Source organism: Pseudonocardia xishanensis, assembly GCF_039541715.1.
Lineage (GTDB): Bacteria > Actinomycetota > Actinomycetes > Mycobacteriales > Pseudonocardiaceae > Pseudonocardia > Pseudonocardia xishanensis.
In genome coordinates this window covers 105,691-129,615 of record NZ_BAABGT010000032.1, presented here as the reverse complement: position 1 = coordinate 129,615, position 23,925 = coordinate 105,691, and the positions used below count along the sequence as shown (strand labels likewise).

At 73.1% G+C, this 23,925-nt stretch carries 20 protein-coding genes; 19 read left to right on the top strand and 1 reads right to left on the bottom strand.

Annotated features, from left to right (window positions below; all coding sequences use genetic code 11):
- Window positions 1-8: 8 nt before the first annotated feature.
- From ABD993_RS13600 to dnaE, 15 genes are all read left to right on the top strand, one after another.
- Window positions 9-734: a YggS family pyridoxal phosphate-dependent enzyme gene (locus ABD993_RS13600; protein WP_345416912.1), complete on the top strand. Its 726-nt coding sequence runs from the start codon at window positions 9-11 to the stop codon at window positions 732-734.
- A gap of 53 nt (window positions 735-787) precedes the next feature.
- The gene (locus ABD993_RS13595; protein ID WP_345416909.1) at window positions 788-1,528 is read left to right on the top strand and encodes a cell division protein SepF; all 741 of its coding nucleotides are present in this window, start codon (window positions 788-790) and stop codon (window positions 1,526-1,528) included.
- A gap of 24 nt (window positions 1,529-1,552) precedes the next feature.
- Window positions 1,553-1,846, top strand: coding sequence for a YggT family protein (locus ABD993_RS13590; RefSeq protein ID WP_345416906.1), 294 nt, complete (start codon window positions 1,553-1,555; stop codon window positions 1,844-1,846).
- Between the two features lie 53 nt (window positions 1,847-1,899).
- Complete coding sequence (gene wag31 / locus ABD993_RS13585; protein WP_345416903.1) at window positions 1,900-2,769, top strand: DivIVA-like cell division protein Wag31; 870 nt, start codon at window positions 1,900-1,902, stop codon at window positions 2,767-2,769.
- A 68-nt stretch (window positions 2,770-2,837) separates the two neighbouring features.
- Window positions 2,838-4,172, top strand: coding sequence for a hypothetical protein (locus ABD993_RS13580; RefSeq protein WP_345416900.1), 1,335 nt, complete (start codon window positions 2,838-2,840; stop codon window positions 4,170-4,172).
- Between the two features lie 248 nt (window positions 4,173-4,420).
- The gene (ileS, locus tag ABD993_RS13575; protein WP_345416897.1) at window positions 4,421-7,543 is read left to right on the top strand and encodes an isoleucine--tRNA ligase; all 3,123 of its coding nucleotides are present in this window, start codon (window positions 4,421-4,423) and stop codon (window positions 7,541-7,543) included.
- 64 nt (window positions 7,544-7,607) lie between these two features.
- Entirely contained in the window at window positions 7,608-8,366 is a 759-nt protein-coding gene (locus ABD993_RS13570) for a class I SAM-dependent methyltransferase (protein WP_345416894.1), read from the top strand.
- 195 nt (window positions 8,367-8,561) lie between these two features.
- Window positions 8,562-10,067, top strand: a complete 1,506-nt coding sequence (locus tag ABD993_RS13565) for a potassium/proton antiporter (RefSeq protein WP_345416891.1) — start codon at window positions 8,562-8,564, stop codon at window positions 10,065-10,067.
- Between the two features lie 7 nt (window positions 10,068-10,074).
- Window positions 10,075-10,614: a signal peptidase II gene (gene lspA / locus ABD993_RS13560; protein ID WP_345416888.1), complete on the top strand. Its 540-nt coding sequence runs from the start codon at window positions 10,075-10,077 to the stop codon at window positions 10,612-10,614.
- Window positions 10,615-10,651: 37 nt separating this feature from the next.
- Window positions 10,652-11,536: an RluA family pseudouridine synthase gene (locus ABD993_RS13555; protein ID WP_345417605.1), complete on the top strand. Its 885-nt coding sequence runs from the start codon at window positions 10,652-10,654 to the stop codon at window positions 11,534-11,536.
- Window positions 11,529-12,251, top strand: coding sequence for a hypothetical protein (locus tag ABD993_RS13550; RefSeq protein WP_345416885.1), 723 nt, complete (start codon window positions 11,529-11,531; stop codon window positions 12,249-12,251). Before ABD993_RS13555 ends, ABD993_RS13550 begins: the two co-directional genes overlap by 8 nt.
- Before the next feature lie 141 nt (window positions 12,252-12,392).
- Window positions 12,393-13,109, top strand: coding sequence for a DUF998 domain-containing protein (locus tag ABD993_RS13545; RefSeq protein WP_345416882.1), 717 nt, complete (start codon window positions 12,393-12,395; stop codon window positions 13,107-13,109).
- Window positions 13,106-13,966 (top strand): hypothetical protein, encoded by an 861-nt coding sequence (locus ABD993_RS13540; protein WP_345416879.1) that lies wholly within the window; start codon window positions 13,106-13,108, stop codon window positions 13,964-13,966. Before ABD993_RS13545 ends, ABD993_RS13540 begins: the two co-directional genes overlap by 4 nt.
- A complete protein-coding gene (locus tag ABD993_RS13535; protein WP_345416876.1) occupies window positions 13,963-15,108 on the top strand; it encodes a glycosyltransferase in 1,146 nt (381 codons plus the stop codon). Before ABD993_RS13540 ends, ABD993_RS13535 begins: the two co-directional genes overlap by 4 nt.
- 284 nt (window positions 15,109-15,392) lie before the next feature.
- Entirely contained in the window at window positions 15,393-18,947 is a 3,555-nt protein-coding gene (dnaE, locus tag ABD993_RS13530; RefSeq protein ID WP_345416873.1) for a DNA polymerase III subunit alpha, read from the top strand.
- Window positions 18,948-18,953: 6 nt separating this feature from the next.
- Here dnaE and ABD993_RS13525 read toward each other — a convergent pair whose 3' ends face one another.
- Window positions 18,954-19,781: a GntR family transcriptional regulator gene (locus tag ABD993_RS13525; RefSeq protein WP_345416870.1), complete on the bottom strand. Its 828-nt coding sequence runs from the start codon at window positions 19,779-19,781 to the stop codon at window positions 18,954-18,956.
- 336 nt (window positions 19,782-20,117) lie between these two features.
- On the opposite strand from ABD993_RS13525, the gene ABD993_RS13520 reads away from it, so the two are divergent.
- From ABD993_RS13520 to ABD993_RS13505, 4 genes are read left to right on the top strand one after another with little or no spacing between them, the layout of a single operon-like run.
- Window positions 20,118-21,011 (top strand): ATP-binding cassette domain-containing protein, encoded by an 894-nt coding sequence (locus ABD993_RS13520; protein ID WP_345416868.1) that lies wholly within the window; start codon window positions 20,118-20,120, stop codon window positions 21,009-21,011.
- Between the two features lie 11 nt (window positions 21,012-21,022).
- Window positions 21,023-21,868: an ABC transporter ATP-binding protein gene (locus tag ABD993_RS13515; protein ID WP_345416866.1), complete on the top strand. Its 846-nt coding sequence runs from the start codon at window positions 21,023-21,025 to the stop codon at window positions 21,866-21,868.
- Window positions 21,865-22,956, top strand: a complete 1,092-nt coding sequence (locus ABD993_RS13510; protein WP_345416863.1) for an ABC transporter permease — start codon at window positions 21,865-21,867, stop codon at window positions 22,954-22,956. The genes ABD993_RS13515 and ABD993_RS13510 overlap by 4 nt, the downstream gene beginning before the upstream one ends.
- Entirely contained in the window at window positions 22,953-23,834 is an 882-nt protein-coding gene (locus tag ABD993_RS13505) for an ABC transporter permease (RefSeq protein WP_345416860.1), read from the top strand. Before ABD993_RS13510 ends, ABD993_RS13505 begins: the two co-directional genes overlap by 4 nt.
- Window positions 23,835-23,925: the final 91 nt, after the last annotated feature.

Sequence of the window (23,925 nt, the reverse complement as noted above, 5' to 3'; positions counted from 1 at the left end):
CTCGGGCCGTGCCTGCCGAAGTCTCCCCGGAACGCCGCGCCGAGCTCGAACGCCGTCTCCATCGGGTGCGGGAGCGGATCGCCGCCGCCTGCGTCGCCGCGGGTCGCGCACCGGAGGAGGTCGAGCTCCTCGCCGTCACCAAGACCATCCCCGCGGCGGACGTGATCGCCCTCGCCGACCTGGGGCTGCGGGACTTCGGGGAGAACCGGGCGCAGGAGGCCGCGGCCAAGGTCGAGCGCATCCGCGAGCTCCGGCCGGACCTCGACCTGCGGTGGCACTTCATCGGCGCTCTGCAACGGAACAAGGCCAGGCTGGTGGTCCCGTGGGTGACACGGGTCGAGACCGTCGACTCCGCCCGGCTCGCCGCGGAACTGGACAAGCAGGCTGCCCGGCGCGGCACCCGGCTGCCCGTCCTGATCCAGTACAGCGTGGACGGTGACCCGGCCCGCGGCGGGGTGGGGGACGAGGGGCTACTGGAGCTCGCCGCGCAGGTCACGGAGGCGCGCGGGCTCGTTCTCGAAGGGTTGCTCAGCGTGGCACCTCTGGGTGCGGACGACGAGGAGTCGTTTGCGGCGATAGCCGAAGCGGGAAGATCATTGCGCACCGAACATCCCGCGGCGAGCGTGCTGTCGGCCGGGATGAGCGGTGATCTGGAGGTGGCGATCCGTCACGGTTCGACGGTCGCGCGTGTCGGAACGGCCCTTGTGGGGGACCGGACGTTAACCTCCCGGTGATCGCTGGTCCGCGGGGGCGGGCCTGCGTCGAGGGCGATGATTGGGGAGCGCGGATGAGCGCGATGTACCGGCTCAAGGCCTACTTCGGCATGGTGCCCGCCGAGGAGATGGACTACGTCGACGAGCCGGACACCTTCCCCGAGCCCCGGCGGGTCGCGCGGAACGACCGTTGGTCGGACCCGGACGACCGTTTCGACGCACGGCAGGCAACCCGGGACGACTACACGGAGTACGACGAACCCCGTCAGGACCGCCACGCGGACCTCGACGGGCGCCCCGGGGACGCCTGGTCGGGCCGGTCGGCGCGGGAATCCGTCCGCCCGTCGCGCCCCGTGAGGGAGCCCGTCCGGGTCGCCGGAGGCCTCCAGGGCGGTCTCGGGGGCGGTGCGCCGGTCACCCGCGGAGCGCTCGCGATGGACCGCGAGGAGCCCGTCGTGCGGCCCGTCCCGGACCCGCCCGCGGCCGCTCCGGCGCCGTCGAGCGTGCCCGAGCAGCGAGACCGCGGGGCGGCCGCGCTGGCGCGCATCACGACGCTTCAGCCGAGCAGCTTCACCGAGGCCCGCACGATCGGCGAGCGCTACCGCGACGGCGTCCCGGTGATCATCAACCTGACCGATCTCGACGAGGCCGCCGCACGCCGTCTGGTCGACTTCGCCGCAGGTCTGGCGTTCGCGCTGCGCGGCTCGATCGACAAGGTGACCTCCCGCGTCTTCCTGCTCACCCCGGCGGACGTCGAGGTCTCGGCGGACGACGCGCGGAGGCTGGCGGAGCGGGGCCTGTTCCGCCAGGACTGACCCCGGGTGGGGCAAGATGGGCTCGTGCCGATCGTCCTGCAGTTCGTCGTCTACTACGTCCTGTTCTTCTTCTGGCTCCTGCTCGTCGCGCGGATCGTGGTGGAGCTCGTGCACTCGTTCGCGCGGGAGTGGGTGCCCGCCGGACGACCCGCTGCGGCGCTCGAAGTGGTGTTCAGCGTGACCGATCCTCCCGTCAAGTTGTTGCGGAGAGTGATCCCCGTCGTCCGTATCGGGGGCGTGGGACTGGACCTGTCGATTATGGTTCTGCTGCTGGTGCTGTTCATACTGATGAGCATTGCCAGACCGGCGGTGGGGTGAGCCCCAGTCACCCGCCAGCCGGTTTGCCGCCGAGGAGTGCATGAGGTGATCCGATGCCGCTGACGCCCGCTGACGTCCACAACGTCGCGTTCAGCAAGCCCCCGATCGGGAAGCGGGGGTACAACGAGGACGAGGTCGACGCCTTCCTCGACCTGGTCGAGGCCGAGCTGGCCCGACTGATCGAGGAGAACGACGATCTGCGCGAGCAGGTCGGCCAGCTCGAACAGCGTCTCGACTCGAGCCAGGCCGAGCTGGAGGATGCGCGCCAGCAGCGTGCGCAGGCTCCGCAGGGTCCGCCGCCCACGCAGCAGATCCGGCCCGTCGAGCCGCCGCCCCAGGCGCGTCCCGAGCCCCCGCAGCGGCCCATGGCCGCCATGGGCGGGTCGGACGCGGACTCCGGGGGTGGTGACCACCACGTCCAGGCCGCGAAGGTCCTGGGCCTGGCCCAGGAGATGGCCGACCGGCTCACCGCCGAGGCCAAGAACGAGGCCGACTCGATGCTGGCCGACGCCCGGAGCAAGTCCGAGCAGCTGCTGAGCGAGGCCCGGTCCAAGTCGGACGGTCTGGTGAACGATGCCAGGGCCCGCGCCGAGACGATGCTCAACGACGCCCGCACCCGCGCGGAGACCTTGGAGCGGCAGAGCCGCGACAAGGCGTCCTCGCTGGTCAGCGAGGCCGAGCGGAAGCAGACCGAGATCATCGGCACCATCACCCGCGACAAGTCGGTGCTGGAGAAGAAGATCGACGAGCTGCGCACGTTCGAGCGTGAGTACCGCACCCGGCTCAAGACCTACCTCGAGTCCCAGCTGCGGGACCTCGAGGGCCGGGGCTCGGCCGCGCCGTCGGACGCCGCCCGTCAGAACGCGAACGGCGGCGGCTACGCGGCCTCCGGCTACGGCCAGCGCGCCGACGCCGGAAGCTGACGGATCCTTCGTCGTCCCAGCGAACAGGTGGGCGGCGGCACAGCCGCCCGCTGAACTCGGGGTGAATCGTGCTGCTGCTGGTTCTCGTACTCGTCCTGATCGCCTTCGGGCTCCTGGTCGTGGCGCTGCTCTCGGGCAGCGTCATGTGGGCCTGGATCTCGGTGGCGGTCTCGGTGGCGGCTGCGGTCGCCCTGCTCGTCGACTGGCTGCAACGCCGGTCGGCGGTCAAGGCGGGTGCGGAACCGGACCGGGTGTCCGTCGCCCCGTCGCAGGCTCCCGTGGGCCCGCCCGCGAGCTACCGGGGTGTCCCGGACATCGAGCCGGTCACCGAGGTGATCCCGCTCGTGCCCCACGCCACACCCGGTGGCGTGACGGGTCCGGACACCACGTCGACGGGTGCGGGCCCGGACGCGGAGGCCACCTCCGTGATGCCGCTGGTCGAACCGTCCGGCTCAGCCGGGCGACCGTCGGGCGCTGAGGACACGGTTACACGATCGAGCGGTTCTTCGTCACCCAGCGTGACTGATTCCGACGCTGAGGCGGACACCGCCGACCCCGCCCACGAGGCGGGCGAGGGACGTCCCGAGAGCGCGGCCCCCGAGGCCGAGCTCGAGGGGGCGGCCCCTCGCGACGAGCAGGGACCCGGCCGGGCAGGCGGCTCGGCGGCAGCAGGCTCGGCCGGGAGTCCCGCGGAGGCGACCACGGCGGACGTGTCGGGCGGGTCGGGCGGGTCAGTGGACGGGCCCACCGTCGCCACCCCCGCCGCGACCGCGTCCCACGGTGCCCACGAGGCGCCGGGTGCCGCGGTGTCGGATGCCGCGGTGCCGGATGAAGCGGTGCCGGATGCCGCGGTGCCGCCGTCACACGGCGGCCACGGCGGCCATGGCGCGCACGAGGCACCCGAGCGGTCCGCGAACGGACCGGCCGCGGCGGGAGACGGGTCCCAGGACCCGGTCTCGTCGACGGCGGGCGCGGAGGGTGGCACCCCGGTCGCCGCCGCCACCCGGGCCGACCCGGACCGCCCGCAGGGGACCGAGGCCCCTCGGGACGGTCAGGCGGAGCGGGCCGACGCCGCGCCGCCCGCGGCGCAGTTCCCGGCCGGTGTACCGGTGGGTCAGGTCGCCGGCGGGCAGCCGCCCGCGGGGAACGCCCCCGGCCCCCACGGCGAGCCGCCGGAGGAGCCCCGAGACGCCGAGGTCGCCGCGCTCGTCTCCGGGCTGGACGACGAGGTCGTCGTGGTGGACGAGCAGCCCCGGTACCACCTGGCGGGCTGTCGGTCGCTGCCCGGCCGCCCGGTGATCCCGCTGCCGGCCAAGGAGGCCGTGGAGCTGGGCTTCACCCCGTGCGGGTGGTGCACGCCGGACCGCACGATGGCAGGCCGCCACCAGCCCGCGGCGCACTAGGGGGCCTCGCGGAATAAGCGCCGGCGCCGCCGCGCTACGCTTCTGCACACAGGCACCGATCCGGCCATCACCGGGGAGCCTCCGGAGGAAACCGTCGTGAGGCGGGAGTAGAACCGGACGGGTGCGGCCCGTCAACGCCGCTGAACGAGTGGCCCGGGTGACCGGGCAAGCGGGGTGGTACCGCGGCTCAGCAGGATCGAGTCGTCCCCGTGCAGGCACGAGCACACGCCGGCACGAGGAGCAGATCCGTGAGCTACCCGCAGGTCCCCGCCCATCCGTCCTTCCCGCAGCTGGAGCGCGAGGTCCTCAAGGCCTGGGAGGCGGACGACACGTTCGCCGCCTCCGTCGAGGCGCGCCCGGCGGGCGAGAACGGGGCCAACGAGTTCGTCTTCTACGACGGGCCCCCCTTCGCCAACGGCCTCCCGCACTACGGCCACCTGCTGACCGGGTACGTCAAGGACGTCGTGCCGCGCTACCAGACGATGCGCGGCAGGCACGTCGAGCGCCGGTTCGGCTGGGACACCCACGGCCTGCCCGCCGAGGTCGAGGCCGAGCGCCAGCTCGGGATCACGCACAAGTCCGAGATCGAGCAGATGGGCATCGCCGAGTTCAACGAGGCGTGCCGCACCTCCGTGTTGCGCTACACCGGCGAGTGGCGGGACTACGTCACCCGCCAGGCGCGCTGGGTGGACTTCGACCACGACTACAAGACGCTCGACCTGGACTACATGGAAAGCGTCATGTGGGCGTTCAAGACCCTGTGGGACAAGGGTCTGGTCTACTCCGGCTTCCGTGTGCTCTGGTACTGCTGGCGCTGCGAGACGCCGCTGTCGAACTCCGAGACCAAGCTGGACGACGTCTACCGGGACCGCCAGGACCCGGCCGTCACCGTGGGCCTGCGGCTGACCAGCGAGGACCCGGACCTGAACGACGCGCTCGCCCTCATCTGGACGACCACGCCGTGGACGCTGCCGTCGAACCTCGCCATGGCCGTCAACGCGGACGTCGAGTACTCGCTGCTGAGCGTGGACGGGGAGAAGTACCTGCTCGCCTCCGCCCGGGTCGGCGCGTACGCCCGCGAGCTGGGGGAGGAGCCGCAGGTCCTGCGCACCTACCTCGGCCGCGAGCTGCTCGGGCTGAGCTACACCCCGCCGTTCGACTTCTTCGTCGGCCGGGAGAACGCGCACCGGGTCCTCGAGGCGGACTACGTCACCACCGAGGACGGCACCGGGATCGTGCACATCGCGCCCGCGTTCGGTGAGGAGGACAAGGTCGTCACGGACGCGGCGGGCATCGAGGCCGTCGTGCCGGTGGACTCGCGCGGCGAGTTCACCGTCGAGGTGCCGCCGTATGCGGGCATGCAGGTCTTCGACGCCAACCCCGTGATCATCCGTGATCTGAAGACGCGCGGGATCCTGCTGCGTCATGAGACCTACGACCACCCGTACCCGCACTGCTGGCGCTGCGGCAACGCGCTCATCCAGCGTGCGGTGGACTCGTGGTTCGTGCAGGTCACGGCGTTCCGGGACCGGATGGTCGAGCTCAACCAGCAGATCAACTGGGTGCCCGGCAACATCAAGGACGGGCAGTTCGGCAAGTGGCTCGAGGGTGCCCGGGACTGGGGCATCTCCCGCAACCGCTTCTGGGGCAGCCCGATCCCGGTCTGGCAGTCGGACGACCCGCGCTACCCGCGCACGGACGTCTACGGCTCGCTGGACGAGCTGGAGCGGGACTTCGGCGTCCGGCCCACGGACCTGCACCGGCCCTACATCGACGACCTCACCCGTCCCAACCCGGACGACCCCACGGGGAAGTCGGTCATGCGCCGGGTGCCCGAGGTACTGGACTGCTGGTTCGAGTCCGGCTCGATGCCGTTCGCCCAGGTGCACTACCCGTTCGAGAATGCCGACTGGTTCGAACACCACTACCCGGGCGACTTCATCGTCGAGTACAACGGGCAGTCCCGCGGCTGGTTCTACACGCTGCACGTGCTGGCCACGGCCCTGTTCGACCGGCCGGCGTTCGAGAGCTGCGTGGCGCACGGGATCGTGCTCGGAGACGACGGCGCGAAGATGTCGAAGTCCCTGCGCAACTACCCGGACGTCAACGAGGTCTTCGACCGAGACGGCTCGGACGCCATGCGCTGGTTCCTCATGGCCTCGCCGATCCTGCGCGGCGGGAACCTCGTCGTCACCGAGCAGGGCATCCGCGAGGGGGTCCGGCAGGCGATCCTGCCGCTGTGGAACACCTGGTACTTCCTGTCGCTCTACGCCGGGGCGGCGGGGGTCACCGGGAAGCACTCCACGCGGTCGGGCAACGTGCTGGACCGGTACGTGCTGGCCAAGACCGCGGCGCTGGTCGACGGGGTCACCACGGCCCTGGACACCTACGACATCGCCGGGGCCTGCGAGCAGATCCGCGACCACGCCGAGGTGCTCACGAACTGGTACGTCCGGCGCTCCCGGGACCGGTTCTGGGACGGCGACCAGGAGGCCATCGACACCCTGCACACCGTGCTCGAGGTGACCGCCCGCGTCGCCGCGCCGCTGCTGCCGCTCACCATGGAGCAGCTGTGGCAGGGGCTGACGGGCGGTCGATCCGTGCACCTGACGGACTGGCCCGCCTCGGGCGAGCTCCCGCACGACGACGCGCTGGTCGCCGCCATGGACCGGGTGCGGCAGGTGGCGTCGGCCGGGCTGTCGCTGCGGAAGGCGCGCAAGCTGCGTGTCCGGCTGCCGCTGGCCTCGATGACGGTCGCGGCGGCGGACGCGGAGACCCTCGCGCCGTTCGTCGACGTCCTGCGGGACGAGGTGAACGTCAAGGAGGTCGTGCTGACCACGGACGTCTCGACCTACGGCGAGTTCGAGCTGACCGTCAACGCCCGCGCCTGCGGCCCCCGCCTGGGCAAGCAGACCCAGACGGCGATCAGGGCCGTCAAGGCGGGGGACTGGTCGGCCAACCCGGACGGGACCGTGACCGCGGGCGGGATCAGGCTGGTCGAGGGCGAGTTCTCCGAGCGCCTGCAGGCCGCGGACCCGCAGTCGACCAGCGCGCTGCCGGGCAACTCCGGGCTGGTCGTGCTGGACACCGAGGTCACAGCGGCGTTGGCGGCGGAGGGCACGGCGCGTGATCTCGTGCGCGTGGTGCAGCAGGCCCGCCGGGACGCCGGGCTGGAGGTCTCGGACCGCATCGCCCTGACCCTGTCCGCCGTGCCCGCGGTGGTGGAGGCGGTCCGCACCCACGAGGCGTTCGTGTCCGGCGAGGTCCTGGCGACGACCGTGACCTACGCCGAGACCACCGGCGAGACGGGCTCCGTGATCGATCCCGAGGGCAAGCCCTCCGAGGTCACGGTGACGGTCGAGAAGGCCTGAGCGAGCGGGCGGGCGCCACCCGGCGCCGGCCCCTCCCACCGGGGTCTCGCTAGGGTGATCCACCGTGGGGAGTGCTGCCGCGCGGTGGAGTGAGCTGCAGTCGGGTCGGGGGATCCCGCCCGAGATCCTGGCCCGGGCGCCGGTGAGTCCCTGGGGCCACGATCCCGCGGACTTCACACCGCCGGACGAGCCCGCCGACACCCCGTCGCGCGCCGCGGCGCTGAGCCTGCTGGCCCCCGCCGGCACCGTGCTCGACGTCGGGTGCGGCGGCGGCGACGCCGCGTTCGCCCTGGTCGGGCCGCTGACCGAGGCGATCGGTGTGGACGTCGCGCAGGACATGCTCGACGTGTTCGAGGCCGCCGCGGACGTCCGCGGTGTGCCCGCCCGCACCGTCCTCGGGCCGTGGCCGGACGTCGCGGCCGACGCGGGGCCCGCGGACGTCGTGGTGTCCCATCACGTCCTGCACAACGTGGTGGACCTCGGCCCGTTCGTCGACGCGCTGACCGCGGCGGCGGGCAGGGGCGTGGTCGTCGAGATGCTCGCCGAGCACCCGATGGCCTGGCTCGACCCCCTCTGGGAGCGGTTCCACGGTCTGCACCGTCCCCCGTCCGCCACAGTGGACGATGCCGTGGCGGTGCTCCGGGAGCGGGGCGTCGCGCCCGAGGTGACCCTGTGGGACCGGGAGCTCCGCCTCCCGCACTCCCCGGAGTGGATCACGCGTCGGCTCTGTCTGCCGCCCGAGCGCGCCCCCGAGGTCGCGGCGGCGGTCGCCGAGATCCCGCCCCGCACCCGCACCGCCGCGACCCTCGTCTGGCGTCCCTGAGCGGCTTCTCCGGCCCGACGCGACGTCGTGGACGGGATCGGGTCAGGTGGGGCGGATGGTGACCCGGCCCCCGGTGGTGCCGGCGTGCAGGGCCGCGTCCGCGGTCGGGTGGGGCCACCCCCCGGGTGCACCGCGCACGCGCCCGTGCCCGACGGCTGATCGGCGCGCCGATACGCTGGTGCCGAGGGGTGAGCGATGAGTCTGGAGGTCCTGCTCGGCGTCGTCGCGGCGGTCGTGCTGATCGGCGTCCTCGCCGTGCGCGTCTCCGTCCGGCTCGGGCTCCCCTCGCTGCTGCTCTACCTGGGCATCGGCATCCTGCTCGGGGAGGCCGTGCTCGGCGTCCACTTCTCCGACGCCGCCCTCACCGAGAACCTCGGCCTCGCCGCGCTGGTGCTGATCCTGGTCGAGGGCGGCCTGACGACCCGGTGGCAGGCCGTGCGGCCGTCGCTGGGCGTCGGGATCGGGCTGTCGACGATCGCGGTCGTGGTGAGCATCGCGGTCGCCGCGACGAGCCTGCACTTCCTGCTGGACCTGGAGTGGCGCACCGCCTTCCTCTGGGGCGCGGTGCTGTCGTCCACGGACGCGGCGGCGGTGTTCTCGGTGCTGCGCGGCGTCGGGGTGCCGCCCCGGCTCGCGGGGGCGCTGGAGCTGGAGTCCGGGATGAACGACGCCCCGGTCGTCCTCGCCGTGCTGCTGCTCGCCTCGACCGACCCGCTGACCTGGCTGACCCCGCTGCTGGTGGTCTACGAGCTGGTCGCGGGCGCCGCGATGGGCCTGGCGCTCGGCTTCGCGGGGGCCTGGGGGCTGCGCCGGGCCGCGCTCCCGTCCACCGGTCTCTACCCGCTCGCCGCGCTCGGGGTGTGCGTGATCGGCTTCTCCGGCGGCCAGCTCGCGCACGCCTCGGGGCTGCTGGCCACCTACGTCTGCGCGCTGGTGCTGGGCAACTCGCGGCTCCCGCACCGCGGCGGTGTGCTGTCCTTCGCCGAGGGGACCGGCTGGCTGGCCCAGATCGGGCTGTTCGTGCTGCTCGGGCTCTACGTCAGCCCCGCCCGCCTGGTGGACGCGATCATCCCCGCGCTGATCGCCGCCGCGGTCCTGCTGCTGCTCGCCCGGCCGCTGTCGGTCCTCGCCGCGGCCACGCCGTTCAAGGTGCCCTGGCGCGAACAGGCCTTCCTGTCCTGGGCCGGGCTGCGCGGCGCGGTGCCGATCGTGCTCGCCCTGATCGCCCTGGTCGAGGGCGCGCCCGGGGCCGAGCAGCTCGTCGACGTGGTGTTCGTGCTCGTCGTGATCCTGACGCTGCTGCAGGGCACCACCCTGCCCTGGGTCGCGCGGCTGCTCCGGGTCGTCCGCTCGGCCGAGGCCCGCGAGGTCGAGGTCGACGCCGCGCCGCTGGACGAGCTCGGCGCGAACCTGCTGCAGGTCCGCATCCCGGCGGGCTCGCGGCTGCGCGGGGTCTACGTCCGGGAGCTGCGGCTGCCGGTCGGGGCCCAGGTCAGCCTCGTCGTCCGGGAGGAGAAGGCCTTCACCCCCAACGGGCAGACGCGGCTGCGCGAGCACGACCAGCTGCTCGTGGTGGCGACCGCCGAGGCCCGGGACCGCACCGAGGAGCGGCTGCGCGCGGTGGACCGCGGCGGTGCGCTGGTCCGGTGGCGCGAGGGCGATCCGGGGTCGGCACGGGACAACCCCGGTGCCCCCGCATAATCGGGGGGTGACACCCGAGAGCCCCGGAACACCGGCGCGCACCGTCTGGATCACCGCGGTGATCGCGCCGCTGGTGCTCGGCCTTGACCTGTTGACCAAGACGCTCGCCGTCGCCTACCTCGAGGACCAGCCGCCCGTGCGGCTCTTCGGCGGGCTGGTGAACCTCGTCCTGGTCCGGAACCCGGGCGCCGCGTTCTCCATGGCCACCGGCTACACGTGGATCATCTCGCTGATCGCGCTCGCCGTCGTCGTCGTGATCATCCGGATCTCGCGGAAGCTGCGCTCCGTCGGCTGGGCGATCGCCCTGGGGCTGATCCTCGGCGGCGCGGTCGGCAACCTGCTGGACCGGATCTTCCGGGCCCCCGGGGTGCTGCAGGGGCACGTGGTGGACATGGTCTCGATCGTCCGCACGGACGGCTCCTTCTTCCCGGTGTTCAACCTCGCCGACTCCGGCGTGGTGTGCGGCGGGATCCTGCTGGTCCTGCTCGCGCTGACCGGCCGCGAGCTGGACGGCTCCCGCGCGGTGAAGGAGAAGGCCGGTGAGTGACCTGCGGCAGCTCCCCGTCCCGGACGGGCTGGACGGCATGCGGGTGGACGCCGGGCTCGCCCGGTTGCTCGGACTGTCCCGCACCGTCGTCGCCACGCTGGCCGAGGACGGCCGCATCGAGGTCGACGGGCGCGCCGCGGGCAAGTCGGACCGGCTCGTCGCGGGCACGTGGCTGGAGGTGGCCCTGCCGGACCCCGAGGGCCCCACGGAGATCACCGCGGCCCCCGAGCTGGTCGGCGGCATGGTCGTGCTCCACGAGGACGACGACATCGTCGTGGTGGACAAGCCCGTCGGCGTGGCCGCGCACCCGTCGCCCGGGTGGACCGGGCCCACGGTCATCGGCGGGCTCGCCGCGCTCGGCATCCGGGTCTCGACGTCCGGTGCGGCCGAGCGGCAGGGCATCGTCCACCGGCTGGACGTGGGGACGACCGGGGTGATGGTCGTCGCGAAGTCCGAGCACGCCTACACGGTGCTGAAGCGGGCGTTCAAGGAGCGCACGGTCGAGAAGCGCTACCACGCGATCGTGCAGGGGCACCCGGACCCGAGCAGCGGCACGATCGACGCCCCCATCGACCGGCACCCCAAGCACGACTACCGGTTCGCGGTGGTGGCGGACGGCAAGCCGTCGGTCACCCACTACGACACCCTCGAGGCCTTCCGCTCCGCCTCGCTGCTGGACGTCCACCTGGAGACCGGCCGCACGCACCAGATCCGGGTGCACTTCTCCGCCCTGCGGCACCCGTGCGTCGGGGACATCACCTACGGCGCCGATCCCACGCTGGCCAAGCGGCTCGGCCTCACCCGGCAGTGGCTGCACGCCCGCACCCTGGGCTTCCACCACCCGGCGGACGGGCGGTGGGTCGAGTTCACCAGCGAGTACCCGGCGGACCTGGAGTCGGCGCTCGAGAAGCTGCGTGACTGAGGAGCCGGACGGTCTCCTCGGCGCCCGCGGCCGGCGCGTGCTGGTCCTCGGGTCGGTCGTGGTGATGCTGATGCTGCTGGTCTGGGCCGGGGTGCAGGCCCTGCGCGCCCCTGCCGCGGCCCCGCCCGTCGCGGCGGGCCAGGTACGGCTCGGACCGGAGCCGGGGGAGGCCGTGGAGGGCTACCTGGCCCGAGTCCCGGCGACCCTGCCCGCGCCGGGGGAGCGGGCGTTCGCGCTGGTCCAGCTCGCCCCCGAGGTCACCACCGCGCAGGCGGCGACGCTGGTCGGGACGGCGCCGGTGGCGCAGGTGGTCCTGCGGCTGCCGCTGCCGCGCGTCCAGACCGCCCTGCGGTTCGAGTCGATCCCGGCGGGTGCCCCGCTCGCGGCGGCCCTGGACACCGCCCGGCAGCGGGCCGGGTACGCCGCCGCGGCGGAGGCCGCCCGGTCGGCGGCGGCGGAGCCGACCCTCGACGGCGGCCGCCCCGCCGCCGTCGCCCGCGCGGAGGCGGCGGGGTACTCGCAGCCCTGCGCGTGCGTCCTGGCGCTGCTGGTGCAGGCGGACCGCGCCGGCCTCGACCGCCTCGCAGGCACCCCGGTCGTCCGGGCGGTGGAGGCGGCGCCGGTGGGTGTGACCGCCCCCGAGCTGGCGCTGTCCCCGCTCCTGCCGGACCAGACGACCGCCGCCACCCCGCTGCCGGACGACGGGCCCGTCTGAGGCCCGACCGGCCACCGCTCGACCCGCGCACGCGCGGCGATCCCGGTCGGGGTGACCCTGGCCCGGGTAGGGGATACCCCGGTCCGACTTGGGTGGATCACCGGATTCCCGGGGCCCGCCCGCGCTGCGAGCGTGATCGGCATGGAACGAGGGGTGGACGGGGCGGGCGGCGCGGTCCTCCGCGGGCCGGGAGCGGTGGCCGGTGAGCGGCGGTCGGGGGCGGACGGGACGGCGGTGGCGGCGGGTCCGCCCGCGGTGCGGACCGTGGTGCAGGCCGCGGTCGGGGTGGCGGTGTGGGCGATCGCCGTGCTGCACGTGGCCGGGGTGGCGGGGGCGGTGGATCCCCTGCGGCACACCGTGTCCGACTACGTCGTGTTGCCGGGCGGCCACCTCGTGCTCGGCATCGCGGCGGCCGCGATGGCCCTCGCGGGCGCGGCGCTCGCGACCGCCTGCCACCGCCGGGGGACCGGGCGCCTGCCGGTGCTCCTGCTCGGCAGCTGGGCGGTCGCGATGGCGGTCGCCGGGATCTTCCCGACCAACCCGCCGGGCACCCCGGCCGACGTCGCCGCCGCCGTCCACCGCTACGCCGGGGCCTGGGTGTTCGCGGTCCTGCCCGTCGCGGTCCTGCTGATCGCCCGCGGTCCGGCCGTGCACGCCGCGGCCCGGCGGCGGCTGACCGGCCTCGCGGTGGCGGCCGGGGCGTCGGCGGGGGTGTTCCTCCTCGCTCATGTCCCGATCGTCGTGTTCGGTTCACCCGCATTTCCCCTGCTGGGTGGGGTGGAACGGGTTCTGTACGGCGTGCTGGCCGTGCTGCTCGTCGTGACCGCACGCTCGATCCGGACAGGGGTGGCCCCGTGACCGCTCTCGCCCTGGCGCTCGCCGTCCTCGGCGCGGCCTGCTTCGGGGGCGCCGCGGTCCTGCAGCACGGCGAGATCGACGGGCGGCGCCTGGACCCGACCGGACTGCGCGCCCTCGCCGCCCGGCCCCGCTGGCTCGCGGGCACGGCCCTGGCCGCCGCGGGCGCGGGGCTGCACGTGGGCGCGCTCGTGCTCGCGCCGGTGAGCGTGGTGCAGCCGGTGGGGGTGCTGGCGGTGCCGGTGGCGGTGGTGCTCGCGCTCGGACGGCCGCGGGGGCGAGTCCTCGTCGGGATCGGGCTGTGCGTGGGCGGCGTCGCGCTGGTCGTCCGGGTGATCTCGGCGCTGCCCACCGCCCCGCCGAGCGACTCCCGGCAGGCCGTGCTGCTGGCCTCGGCCGCGGCGGCGGCCGCGGTGCTCGCCCTGGCCGGGGTCGCCGCCCGCGCCACCGGCAGGCTGCGGTGCCTCGCGTGCGCCACCGGTGCGGCGATCGCGTTCGGCCTGGTCTCGGCGGTGCTGCGGGCGACGGCGCTGCAGGTCGCGGCGGGCCGGGCCACCCCGGCGGCGCTGCTGGGGGCCGCCGCGGGAGTGGCCGTCGCGCTCGCCGCGGGCGGCTGGCTCGTGCAGCAGGCCTTCGCCTGCGGGCCGCCCGGGGTGGTGGTGGCGGTGCTGACCGTGGCCGACCCGCTCGTCGCCGTCGGGGCCGGGGCGGCGCTGCTCGGCGAGGCCGCGGGGCTGGACGCCCCGACGACCCTGCTGCTCGTGCTGTTCGGCGCCACCGCGGCCTGCGGGGTCGCGCTGCTGGCCCGCTTCCACCCGGACGCCCGTCCGGTCCCCGAGGAGAGAGAGGTTCTGACGTGAGGATCCTGCTGGGCGCCGATACCTTCGCGCCCGACGTCAACGGTGCCGCCCGGTTCACCGAGCGGCTCGCCACCGGGCTGGCCGGGCGCGGGCACGAGGTGCACGTCGCGGCGCCCTCGCCCGATGGGGCCGCGGGCACACACGCCTTCGGGGACGTGACGGTGCACCGCGTGCGGTCGCACCGCTACCCGCTGCACGAGAGCTTCCGGGTCTGCCTGCCCTGGCAGGCCGGGCCCGCCACCGCGGCGATCCTGGACGAGGTGCGGCCCGCGGTCGCGCACGTGCAGGCCCACTTCGTCGTCGGACGGGGGCTGGCGGTGGCCGCGTCCGCGAGCGGGACCCCGCTGGTGGCGACCAACCACTTCATGCCGGAGAACCTGTTCGCCCACGGCCGGGTGCCCGCGTTCCTGCAGGCCGCCGCGTCGCGGTGGGCCTGGCGTGACCTGCGGGGAGTCTTCGGCCGGGCGGGGGCCGTGACGGCCCCGACCCCGCGGGCCGTGGAGCTGCTGACCGGGTCCACGGGCCTGCCCGCCACCGCGATCTCCTGCGGCATCGACGCCGCGCGCTATGCGGGCGGGGTCGAGACGCCGGGGACGGTGCTGTTCGTCGGGCGGCTGGACCAGGAGAAGCGGGTCGACGAGCTGCTGCGCGCGATGGCCGCGGTCCCCGGCGCTCGGCTGGAGGTCGTCGGGGACGGCACCGAACGGGAGGCCTGGCACCGGCTCGCGGGGGAGCTCGGGATCGCCGACCGGGTGGTGTGGCACGGGTTCGTGAGCGAGGAGGACCTCGTCGCGGCCTACCGCCGCTGCGCGGTGTTCTGCATGCCGGGGATCGCGGAGCTGCAGAGTCTGGTGACGCTGGAGGCGATGGCGGCCGGCAAGCCGGTCGTCGCCGCGGACGCGATGGCCCTGCCGCACCTCGTCCGCCCCGGCCGCAACGGACTGCTCTTCCCGCCCGGGGACGTCGAAGCCCTGGCCGCGAGCCTGCGGACCCTCCTCGCGGACGGGGGCACCCGGCGTCGGATGGGGGCGGCGAGCCGGGAGATCGTCGCGGGCCACTCGCTGGACGCGACCCTGGACGCCTTCGAGGCCGTGTACGCGCGGGTCGCCCGCCGCGTCGAGACGGCTCCGGTGGCCGCCTGAGCCGTGCTGCTCGTGGGGCACAGGCGTCACTCGGTGGCGCTCGTGCCACACGAGTGTCACGGGGTCGCGACACGCCCGGAGGTGCGACACGAGGGCCCGCGACACGCCCCGGCGCGGTGAGCTGGGACTTCGTCGTGCACCCCGCGACCGCACGCGGAACCGTCGGTGGCCGGGGCTAGTCTGATCGCACCCCGGACCCGCCGCGCTCTCCCCGGCGCGGGCGCGACCGGGCGGGCCGTACCGCAGCACCGCGCGTGAGCGCGTGAAGGGAGTCCACCAGTCTCATGGCCCCGACCAGCGGGAACAGCAAGGATTCCTTCGTCCATCTCCACACGCACACCGAGTTCTCGATGCTCGACGGTGCGGCGCGCCTCGACGACCTGTTCAAAGAGGCCGCGCGGATGGAGATGCCCGCGCTGGCGATGACGGACCACGGCAACGTCTACGGCGCCTACGAGTTCTGGAAGAAGGCCACCGCGGCCGGGGTCAAGCCGATCATCGGCATGGAGGGCTACCTCTCCCCGGGCAGCAGGCACGAGCGCAAGCGCGCCACCCTCGGCGGGCAGACCCGCAGCGAGGACAACCCGGGTGAGATGTACACCCACATGACGCTGCTCGCCGAGAACAACGAGGGGATGCACAACCTCTTCCGGCTCTCCAGCCTGGCCAGCCTCGAGGGCTACTACTACAAGCCCCGCATGGACCGCGAGCTGCTGGAGACCTACGGCAAGGGGATCATCGCGACCACCGGCTGCCCGTCCGGTGAGGTCGCGCGGCTGCTGCAGCAGGACCGGTTCGACGACGCCTGCCAGGCCGCGAGCGACTACCGGGACATCTTCGGCAGGGACAACTTCTTCTGCGAGCTGATGGACCACGGGATCGAGATCGAGAAGCGGGTCCAGGAGGACCTCTTCGCGCTGAAGAAGAAGCTCGACCTCCCCGGTCTCGCCACGAACGACCTGCACTACACCTACCCGGACGACACGAAGCCGCACGAGGTGCTGCTCTGCGTGCAGACCGGCAAGACCCTGGCCGACCCCAACCGCTTCAAGTTCGACGCGCAGGACTTCTACCTCAAGTCCGCCGCCGAGATGCGCGCCCAGTGGGACCCGATCCACCCCGAGGCCTGCGACAACACGCTGCTGGTCGCCGAGCGCGTCGGGATCTCCTTCGCCAGCCAGGACCTGATGCCGCGCGCGCCCGTCCCCGAGGGGGAGACGGAGGAGTCCTGGCTGATCAAGGAGGTCGAGCGGGGGCTGCACAAGCGCTTCCCGGGCGGTGTCACCGAGCAGTACCGCAGGCAGGCGGAGTACGAGCTCGGCGTGATCATCCAGATGGGCTTCCCCGGCTACTTCATCGTGACGGCGGACCTCATCCAGCACGCCAAGTCCGTCGGCATCCGTTGCGGCCCCGGCCGTGGCTCGGCGGCGGGCTCGCTGATCGCCTACGCGCTCGAGATCACCGACCTGGACCCCATCCGGCACAAGCTGATCTTCGAGCGGTTCCTCAACCCCGAGCGCATCTCCATGCCGGACATCGACATGGACTTCGACGAGCGTCGGCGTGGCGAGATGATCCGCTACACCACGGAGAAGTACGGCGAGGACCGGATCGCGCAGATCATCACGTACTCCACGATCAAGGCGAAGGCCGCGATCAAGGACTCCGCGCGCGTGCTGTTCGGCCAGCCCGGCTACTCCGTGGCGGACCGGATCTCCAAGGCCATGCCCCCGGCCGTCATGGGCAAGGACATCCCGCTGTCCGGCGTGTTCGACCCGTCGCACAAGCGGTACTCGGAGGCCACCGAGGTCCGGGCGCTCTACGAGGCGGACCCGCAGGTCCGCGAGATCATCGACACCGCGCGGGGCCTCGAGGGCCTCAAGCGGCAGTGGGGCGTGCACGCCGCGGGCGTGATCATGTCCAGCAAGCCGCTGATCGACGTCATCCCGATCCAGCGCCGCGAGTCGGACGGCGCGATCATCACGCAGTTCGACATGGGCGTCTGCGAGACGCTCGGGCTGCTGAAGATGGACTTCCTCGGCCTGCGCAACCTCACGATCATCGACGACGCGCTGGAGAACATCGAGCTCAACGGCAAGCCGAAGCTCGTCATCGAAGACGTCGAGCTGGACGACCAGCCCACCTACGACCTGCTCGCCCGCGGGGACACCCTCGGGGTGTTCCAGCTGGACGGCGGTCCGATGCGGGACCTGCTGCGCCGCATGGCGCCCACCGAGTTCGACGACATCTCGGCCGTCGGCGCGCTCTACCGGCCGGGTCCGATGGGCGCCAACGCGCACAACGACTACGCGGACCGGAAGAACAAGCGCCAGGAGGTCACGCCGATCCACCCGGAGCTGGCGGAGCCCCTCAAGGACATCCTCGGCGAGACCTACGGCCTGATCGTCTACCAGGAACAGGTCATGGCGATCGCCCAGAAGCTGGCGGGCTACTCGCTCGGCAAGGCGGACCTGCTCCGCCGGGCGATGGGCAAGAAGAAGAAGGAGATCCTGGACAAGGAGTACGCCGGGTTCGCCCAGGGGATGAAGGACAACGGCTACTCCGAGGCCGCGGTCAAGACCCTCTGGGACATCCTGCTGCCCTTCTCCGACTACGCCTTCAACCGCGCGCACTCCGCCGCGTACGGCGTGGTGTCGTACTGGACGGCGTATCTCAAGGCGAACTACCAGGCCGAGTACATGGCCGCGGTGCTCACCTCGGTGCGGGACGACAAGGACAAGGCCGCCGTCTACCTCGGCGAGTGCCGCAGGCTGGGGATCAAGGTCCTCGCGCCGGACGTGAACGAGTCGGTCCGCAACTTCGCCCCCGTCGGGGACGACATCCGGTTCGGCCTCGGCGCGATCCGCAACGTCGGGTTCAACGTCGTCGACGCGATCGTCGCCGCGCGCAAGGAGAAGGGGAACTTCACCGACTTCTCGGACTTCCTGCGCAAGGTGGACGCCGTCGTCTGCAACAAGAAGGTCATCGAGTCGCTGATCAAGGCGGGCGCCTTCGACTCGCTGGGCCACTCGCGCAAGGGCCTGCTGCTCGTCCACGCGGACGCGATCGACGCGATCATGAGCAGCAAGAAGGCCGCGTCGATGGGCCAGTTCGACCTCTTCGGCTCCCTCGACGGCCCCGGGGACGCCGACGACTCCGGTATCGGCGGGATCTTCGACGTCAAGGTGCCCGAGGACGAGTGGGACACCAAGCACAAGCTCGCCGTGGAGCGGGAGATGCTGGGCCTCTACGTCTCCGGCCATCCGCTGGACGGCATGGAGCAGGCCCTCGCGGCCAAGTCGGACACCCCGATCCCCGCCATCCTGGAGGGCATCGTCGGCGAGGGCGCGCAGGTCACCGTCGGCGGCATCCTCACGAACGTCAACCGCCGGGTGAACAAGAACGGCGAACCCTGGGCCAGCGCCCAGATCGAGGACCTCGCGGGCGGCATCGAGGTGCTGTTCTTCCCGCGCGCCTACCAGGTGGTGGGCGTGGACGTGGCGGAGGACGCGATCGTGCTGGTGAAGGCGCGGGTGAACAAGCGGGACGACCGCGTCTCCCTGATCGCCAACGACCTCGCGGTCCCCGAGCTGCAGGCCGCGGGGGAGGCGGGGCTGCCACTGCGGGTCAGCCTCCGCACCGAGCTCGTCACCCCGGAGCGGGTCGCGCAGCTCAAGGAGGTCCTGACCCACCACCCGGGCACCTCCGAGGTGCACCTCAAGCTGGTCTACGGCAGCAAGACCACCCTGCTGCGGCTGGACGAGAAGCTGAAGGTCACCAACACCCCGGCGTTGATGGGCGACCTCAAGGCCCTGCTGGGCCCCGGTTGCCTCAGCTGAGCCGGGTCAGCTCACGCGGTAGCCGGAGTCGGTGAACGTGCCGATCCCGGACAGCGCCACGCGTCCGCTGCGGAAATAGGTGAAGCTGAGCTCGAAGTGCCTGCCGTCCTCGTCCGTCGTCGTCAGCTCGCGCAGCAGGGTAGGTGTGTCCGGAGCGACCTCGAGCAGCGCGGCGATCCGCTCCTCCACCGCGACGGCCTCCACCGAGTAGATGCTGGCGCCGTAGGGCCGCTCGAAGACCCGCTCGAAGACCACCGGCAGCGGCGGGTAGTCGACGTGGCATCGGTCGAGCACGGCGAGGAAGGCGTCCACCGAGAGGTCCGTGACCAGGTAGCCGGTGCGGACGTAGAGCGGCTCGCCCTCGTAGTGGCCCACCTGCTCGAGGCGGACCACCTCCTGCGCGGGGTCGATCTGCAACCGGCGCGCCACCTCGCGACCCGCGACCACCCGGGTGCACTCCAGCGTCTCCACGAAGAGCCTGCCCTCGTGGGCGGTCCCCTCGTAGACCCGCGGGCCGACGTCCGTCGGGGCGATGGGCACGATCGTGTGGGACAGGCTGGTGCCGATCCGCCGGGTGCGGTCGAGCAGACCCTCCTCGGCCAGCGCCTGCAGCGCCCGGCGTACGGAGTTGCGGCTGCCGTTGTAGGCCCGCACGAGCCGCTGCTCGTCCAGCTGTTCGCCCGCCCCGATCGACCCGTCCCGGATGCTGGCCCGGAGGAGCTCGTAGATCCGGCGGGACGAGGTGTCCGCGGGACGGTCTCGCCGACCGCGCGCCGTCCGGTAGGCACGGCGGCCCTCGTCGTCGTCCTTGCGCACGGGGACGGGATGGGCCACGGGTGAAACCTCCGCGAGGGACGAGGGGTACCGGCGACGGACGGTGACGGATCGGCCTTCTTTCGAGGCTAGCGGCGACCCCGCGGAGGCCCTATGTGACCTCGATCATGACGGCGTTATCGGCGGTGTTCGGCCCGCTCCGGTCGAGCGCAACCTTCTGACCTGCGGATGAGCCCGGGGCCGGGGCGGCGCAACAAGGCGGTTACCCCCTGCGTGCTTGTCGGCGAAACATCTCGTCCGCAGGCTTCGCCTCACCGCCCGCCGACGACGCCCGGCCGGACTCGAACCCCGGCATTTCCCCGCCCAGCCTCTGCCCCCCGCGAGAAGGACGAGAACGTGACAGAAGACCCGAAGCGCCTCGGCGGCCCCGAGCCGCTCCTCGACGTCCGCGGCCTGTCCGTGACCTACCCGAGCGCCACGGGCGAGTCCGCGGCGGTGCTCGACGCCACCCTGCGGGTCGCGGCGGGGGAGCAGGTCGCGCTGGTCGGCGAGTCCGGGTCGGGCAAGACGTCGCTGGCGATGGCGGTCGCCGGGTTCCTCCCCGCCTCGGCGAGGGTCACCGCGGAGACGCTGAGCTTCGCCGGAACGGCGCTCGACCGCGCAGGCGGCGCCGGGGTCCCGCACCGTACGCCGGGGATGGCGGTGGTCTTCCAGGACGCGATGACCTCGCTCGACCCGGTCTGGTCGGTCGGCAGCCAACTGCGCGCCGTGATCCGCAGCGCCACGCGGTGCTCGAGGTCCGAGGCCACCGACGCCGCACGGTCCTGGCTGGTCCGCGTCGGGCTGACCGACACCCGCCGGGTGCTGCGCAGCCGCCCGTACGAACTGTCCGGGGGGATGCGGCAGCGGGCGATGCTCGCGCTGGCGCTCGCCGCCGGACCCCGGCTACTGATCGCGGACGAGCCGACCAGCGCGCTGGACGCCTCGCTGTCGCGGGCGGTGATGGAGCTGCTGCGCGACCTCGCCGCCGAGACCGGGACCTCGCTGCTGATCGTGTCCCACGACATCCGGCTCTGCCAGGAGTTCTCCGACCGGATGATCGTGATGTACCGCGGCGCGATCGTCGACGAGGGCCCGTCGGCGCAGCTCGAGGCGACCGCGACCCACGACTACACCCGGGGCCTGCTGCGGTGCGTCCCGGACCTCGACGCCCGGCACGCGGACCGGCTGCCGACCCTGGACTCCGTGCGCACCGAGACCGCCGCACTGGCAGGCCGGGGCGTCGCGTGAGGAGGCCGGCGATGAGGCTGCTCGGGAGGGACACCTCCCTCGCCGACCCGCTGGGGGAGCGCGGGCTGGTCCAGATCACGGGCTCGGCCCTCACCAAGACGTTCGTGGTGAACCGCGCGCGGCACCGCGCCGTCGACGCCGTGGACGTGACGATCGGGTCGGACCGCACGATCGGGGTGATCGGCGAGTCGGGCTCGGGCAAGTCGACGCTCGCCCGGATGCTCTCCGGGCTGCAGCACCCCGACGGCGGCGAGCTGCACTACAACGGCGTCCCGCTGGCGAACCACCTCGTCTCGCGGGCGGGGCGGCGGGACTTCCGCCGCGCGGTCCAGCTGGTGAGCCAGGACGTCAGCTCGTCGTTCGACCCGCTGCGCACGCTGCGGGACGCCGTGCGCACCCCGGCGATGGTGCTCTGCGACCTCGATCGGGCCGCCGCCGACGAGCGGGTGGACGAGGTGCTCGACACCCTGGAGGTGAACCCGGCCCTCGCCGACCGGCGTCCTCACGAGGTCTCCGGCGGGCAGCGGCAGCGGTTCGCGATCGCCCGCGCCCTCGTCGTCCGCCCCCGGTTGCTGCTGTGCGACGAGGTCGTCTCGGCCCTCGACGTATCGGTCCAGGGCGCGGTGTTGAACCTGCTGAAGGACTACGCGACCGACAACGCCGCCGGGCTGTTCTTCGTCTCGCACGGGATCCCGGCCACCGCGTACCTGGTCGAGGAGCTGATCGTCATGCGGGACGGGGTGATCGTCGAGCGTGGCCCGACCGACGACCTGATCGATCGTCCGCAGCACGAGTACACCCGGTTCCTGGTCGGCGCCGCGCGGGGCACCGCCCGGCCGCGGGCGGTGGCGTCGTGACCGCCGCGGTGGCCGCCGTCCGGACCGGCGTCGGGACCGGCGCGGCCCTCGCCGCACTGCGCCGCCAGCGCTGGTGGGTGATGCGCGTGCTGGTCCTGCCGGTGCACATCCTGGTGTTCGCGCTGATCGCGTTCTTCCTGGTCCGGCTGATCCCCGGCGATCCCGCCCGGGCCGTCGCGGGCCCGGACGCCACCCCCGAGACGTACGAGGCCGTGCGCGTGCAGCTCGGGCTGGACGGCAGCATCTGGACCCAGCTCGGCCGCTACGTCGCCGGGCTGGCGCGCCTCGACCTCGGCGCCTCGATCGCCAACGGCAGGCCGGTGTTCGACGAGATCATGGCCCGCCTTCCCGGCACGGTGGAGTTGGCCGTGGTCTCCTTCGCGATCCTGGTGGTCGTCACACTGCTGCTGTCGGTGGCGGTGGTCGTCGCGCCCCGCAGCCTCGGGGCGCGGATCGTGAACGGGTACTCGCAGGCGGCGGGCGCGGTGCCGGACTTCGTGGTCGGCGTGATCGGGATCTTCGTGTTCTACGCGACGCTGCGGATCGTGCCCGCGCCGAACGGGCGGACCCGGCCCGGGCTCACCGAGCCGGAGCCGATCACCCACCTCCCGCTGCTGGACTCGGTCCTGTCCGGGAGGTTCGCGGTGACCTCGTCGATCATGAGTCACTACCTGCTCCCGATCGTCGTGCTGGTGGCGTCCCTGGCCCCGCTGCTGCTCAAGCAACTGCTGGGCGCACTCGCGCCGGCCGCCGAGGACCGCTCCACGCTCTTCCGGATCGCCACCGGCGCCCCGCGTCGGACGGTCCTCGTGAGCATCTACCGGCGTGCGCTGCCGCCCACCATCGCGGTCTTCGGCACCATCTTCGGCACGCTGCTCGGCGGCACGGTGATCATCGAGCAGCTGTTCGGCCTGGGCGGTCTGGGCACCTTCGCCGTCACCTCGGTGGCCGGGCTGGACTTCACCGCCCTGCAGGGCACCCTCGTCCTGGTCGCCGCGATCTCCATGATCGTCTTTCTGCTCGCCGACGTCGTGACGATGGCACTCGACCCGCGACGCAGGCCCGGAGTGCAGGGGAGTGGATCGTGACCACCACACTGCCGCCGCAGGCGGCCCCGACCACGACCGCCGACCCGGTCGCGCCCCGGACGCGGCGGCTCGGGGTGGGCAGCTGGATCGCGACGGGCATCCTCGCGCTGGTCCTCCTCGCTGCGCTGGTCGGCCCGCTCCTGACCCCGTACGACCCGACGGACGTCGTCGGACTCCCGTCCCGCGCGCCGAGCGCCGAGCACTGGGGCGGGACCGACTCGACCGGCATGGACGTGTTCTCCCGGACGCTCGCCGGGACCCGGATCGACGTCGTCATCGCGGCGATGGCGACCCTGCTGGCCACCGTGCTCGGCATCGCCGTCGGGCTCGGCGTCGGGATGAACGAGTCCCGACGCGGTCCGGTCGGCGTGCTCGCCCGGGGGGTGTCCCGGCTGCTCGACCTCCTGCAGGCGATCCCGGTGGTGATCATCGGGCTGGTCGTGGTGTCGTTCTTCGGCACGAGCACCCCGACCATGATCGTCGCGTTGGCCGTCATCCTGATGCCGATCCAGGCCCGGCTGACCCGCAGCGAGGTGCTCCGGGTGCGCGGCGACGCCTACCTCGACGCCGCCCGCCAGGCGGGCCGGCACGAGCTGCGGCTGATCGTGCGGCACGTGCTGCCGAACTCGGTCCGACCGGCGCTGCTCAACGTCTCGGTCATCCTCGGCATCAGCATCGTGCTGACCGCCTCGCTCGGCTTCCTCGGTGTCGGGCTGCCGCCGCCCACGCCCGAGTGGGGCTCGATGATCGCCCACGGGGCGGGCGACGCCGCGGTCGGGAAGTGGTGGTCCGCCGCCTTCCCCGCCGCCGCCCTCTGCGTCACCGTGGCCGCCTCCTCGGTCCTCACCCACCGGCTCACGGTCGACCGCACCAGCTAGCCCCCGCTCCACGCACTCCGTCCGGGCGGCAGCGCCGCCGCCCGTCGCTCCGCCCTGCCCGCACCCGCCCTCCACACCCCAGGGAAGCCCC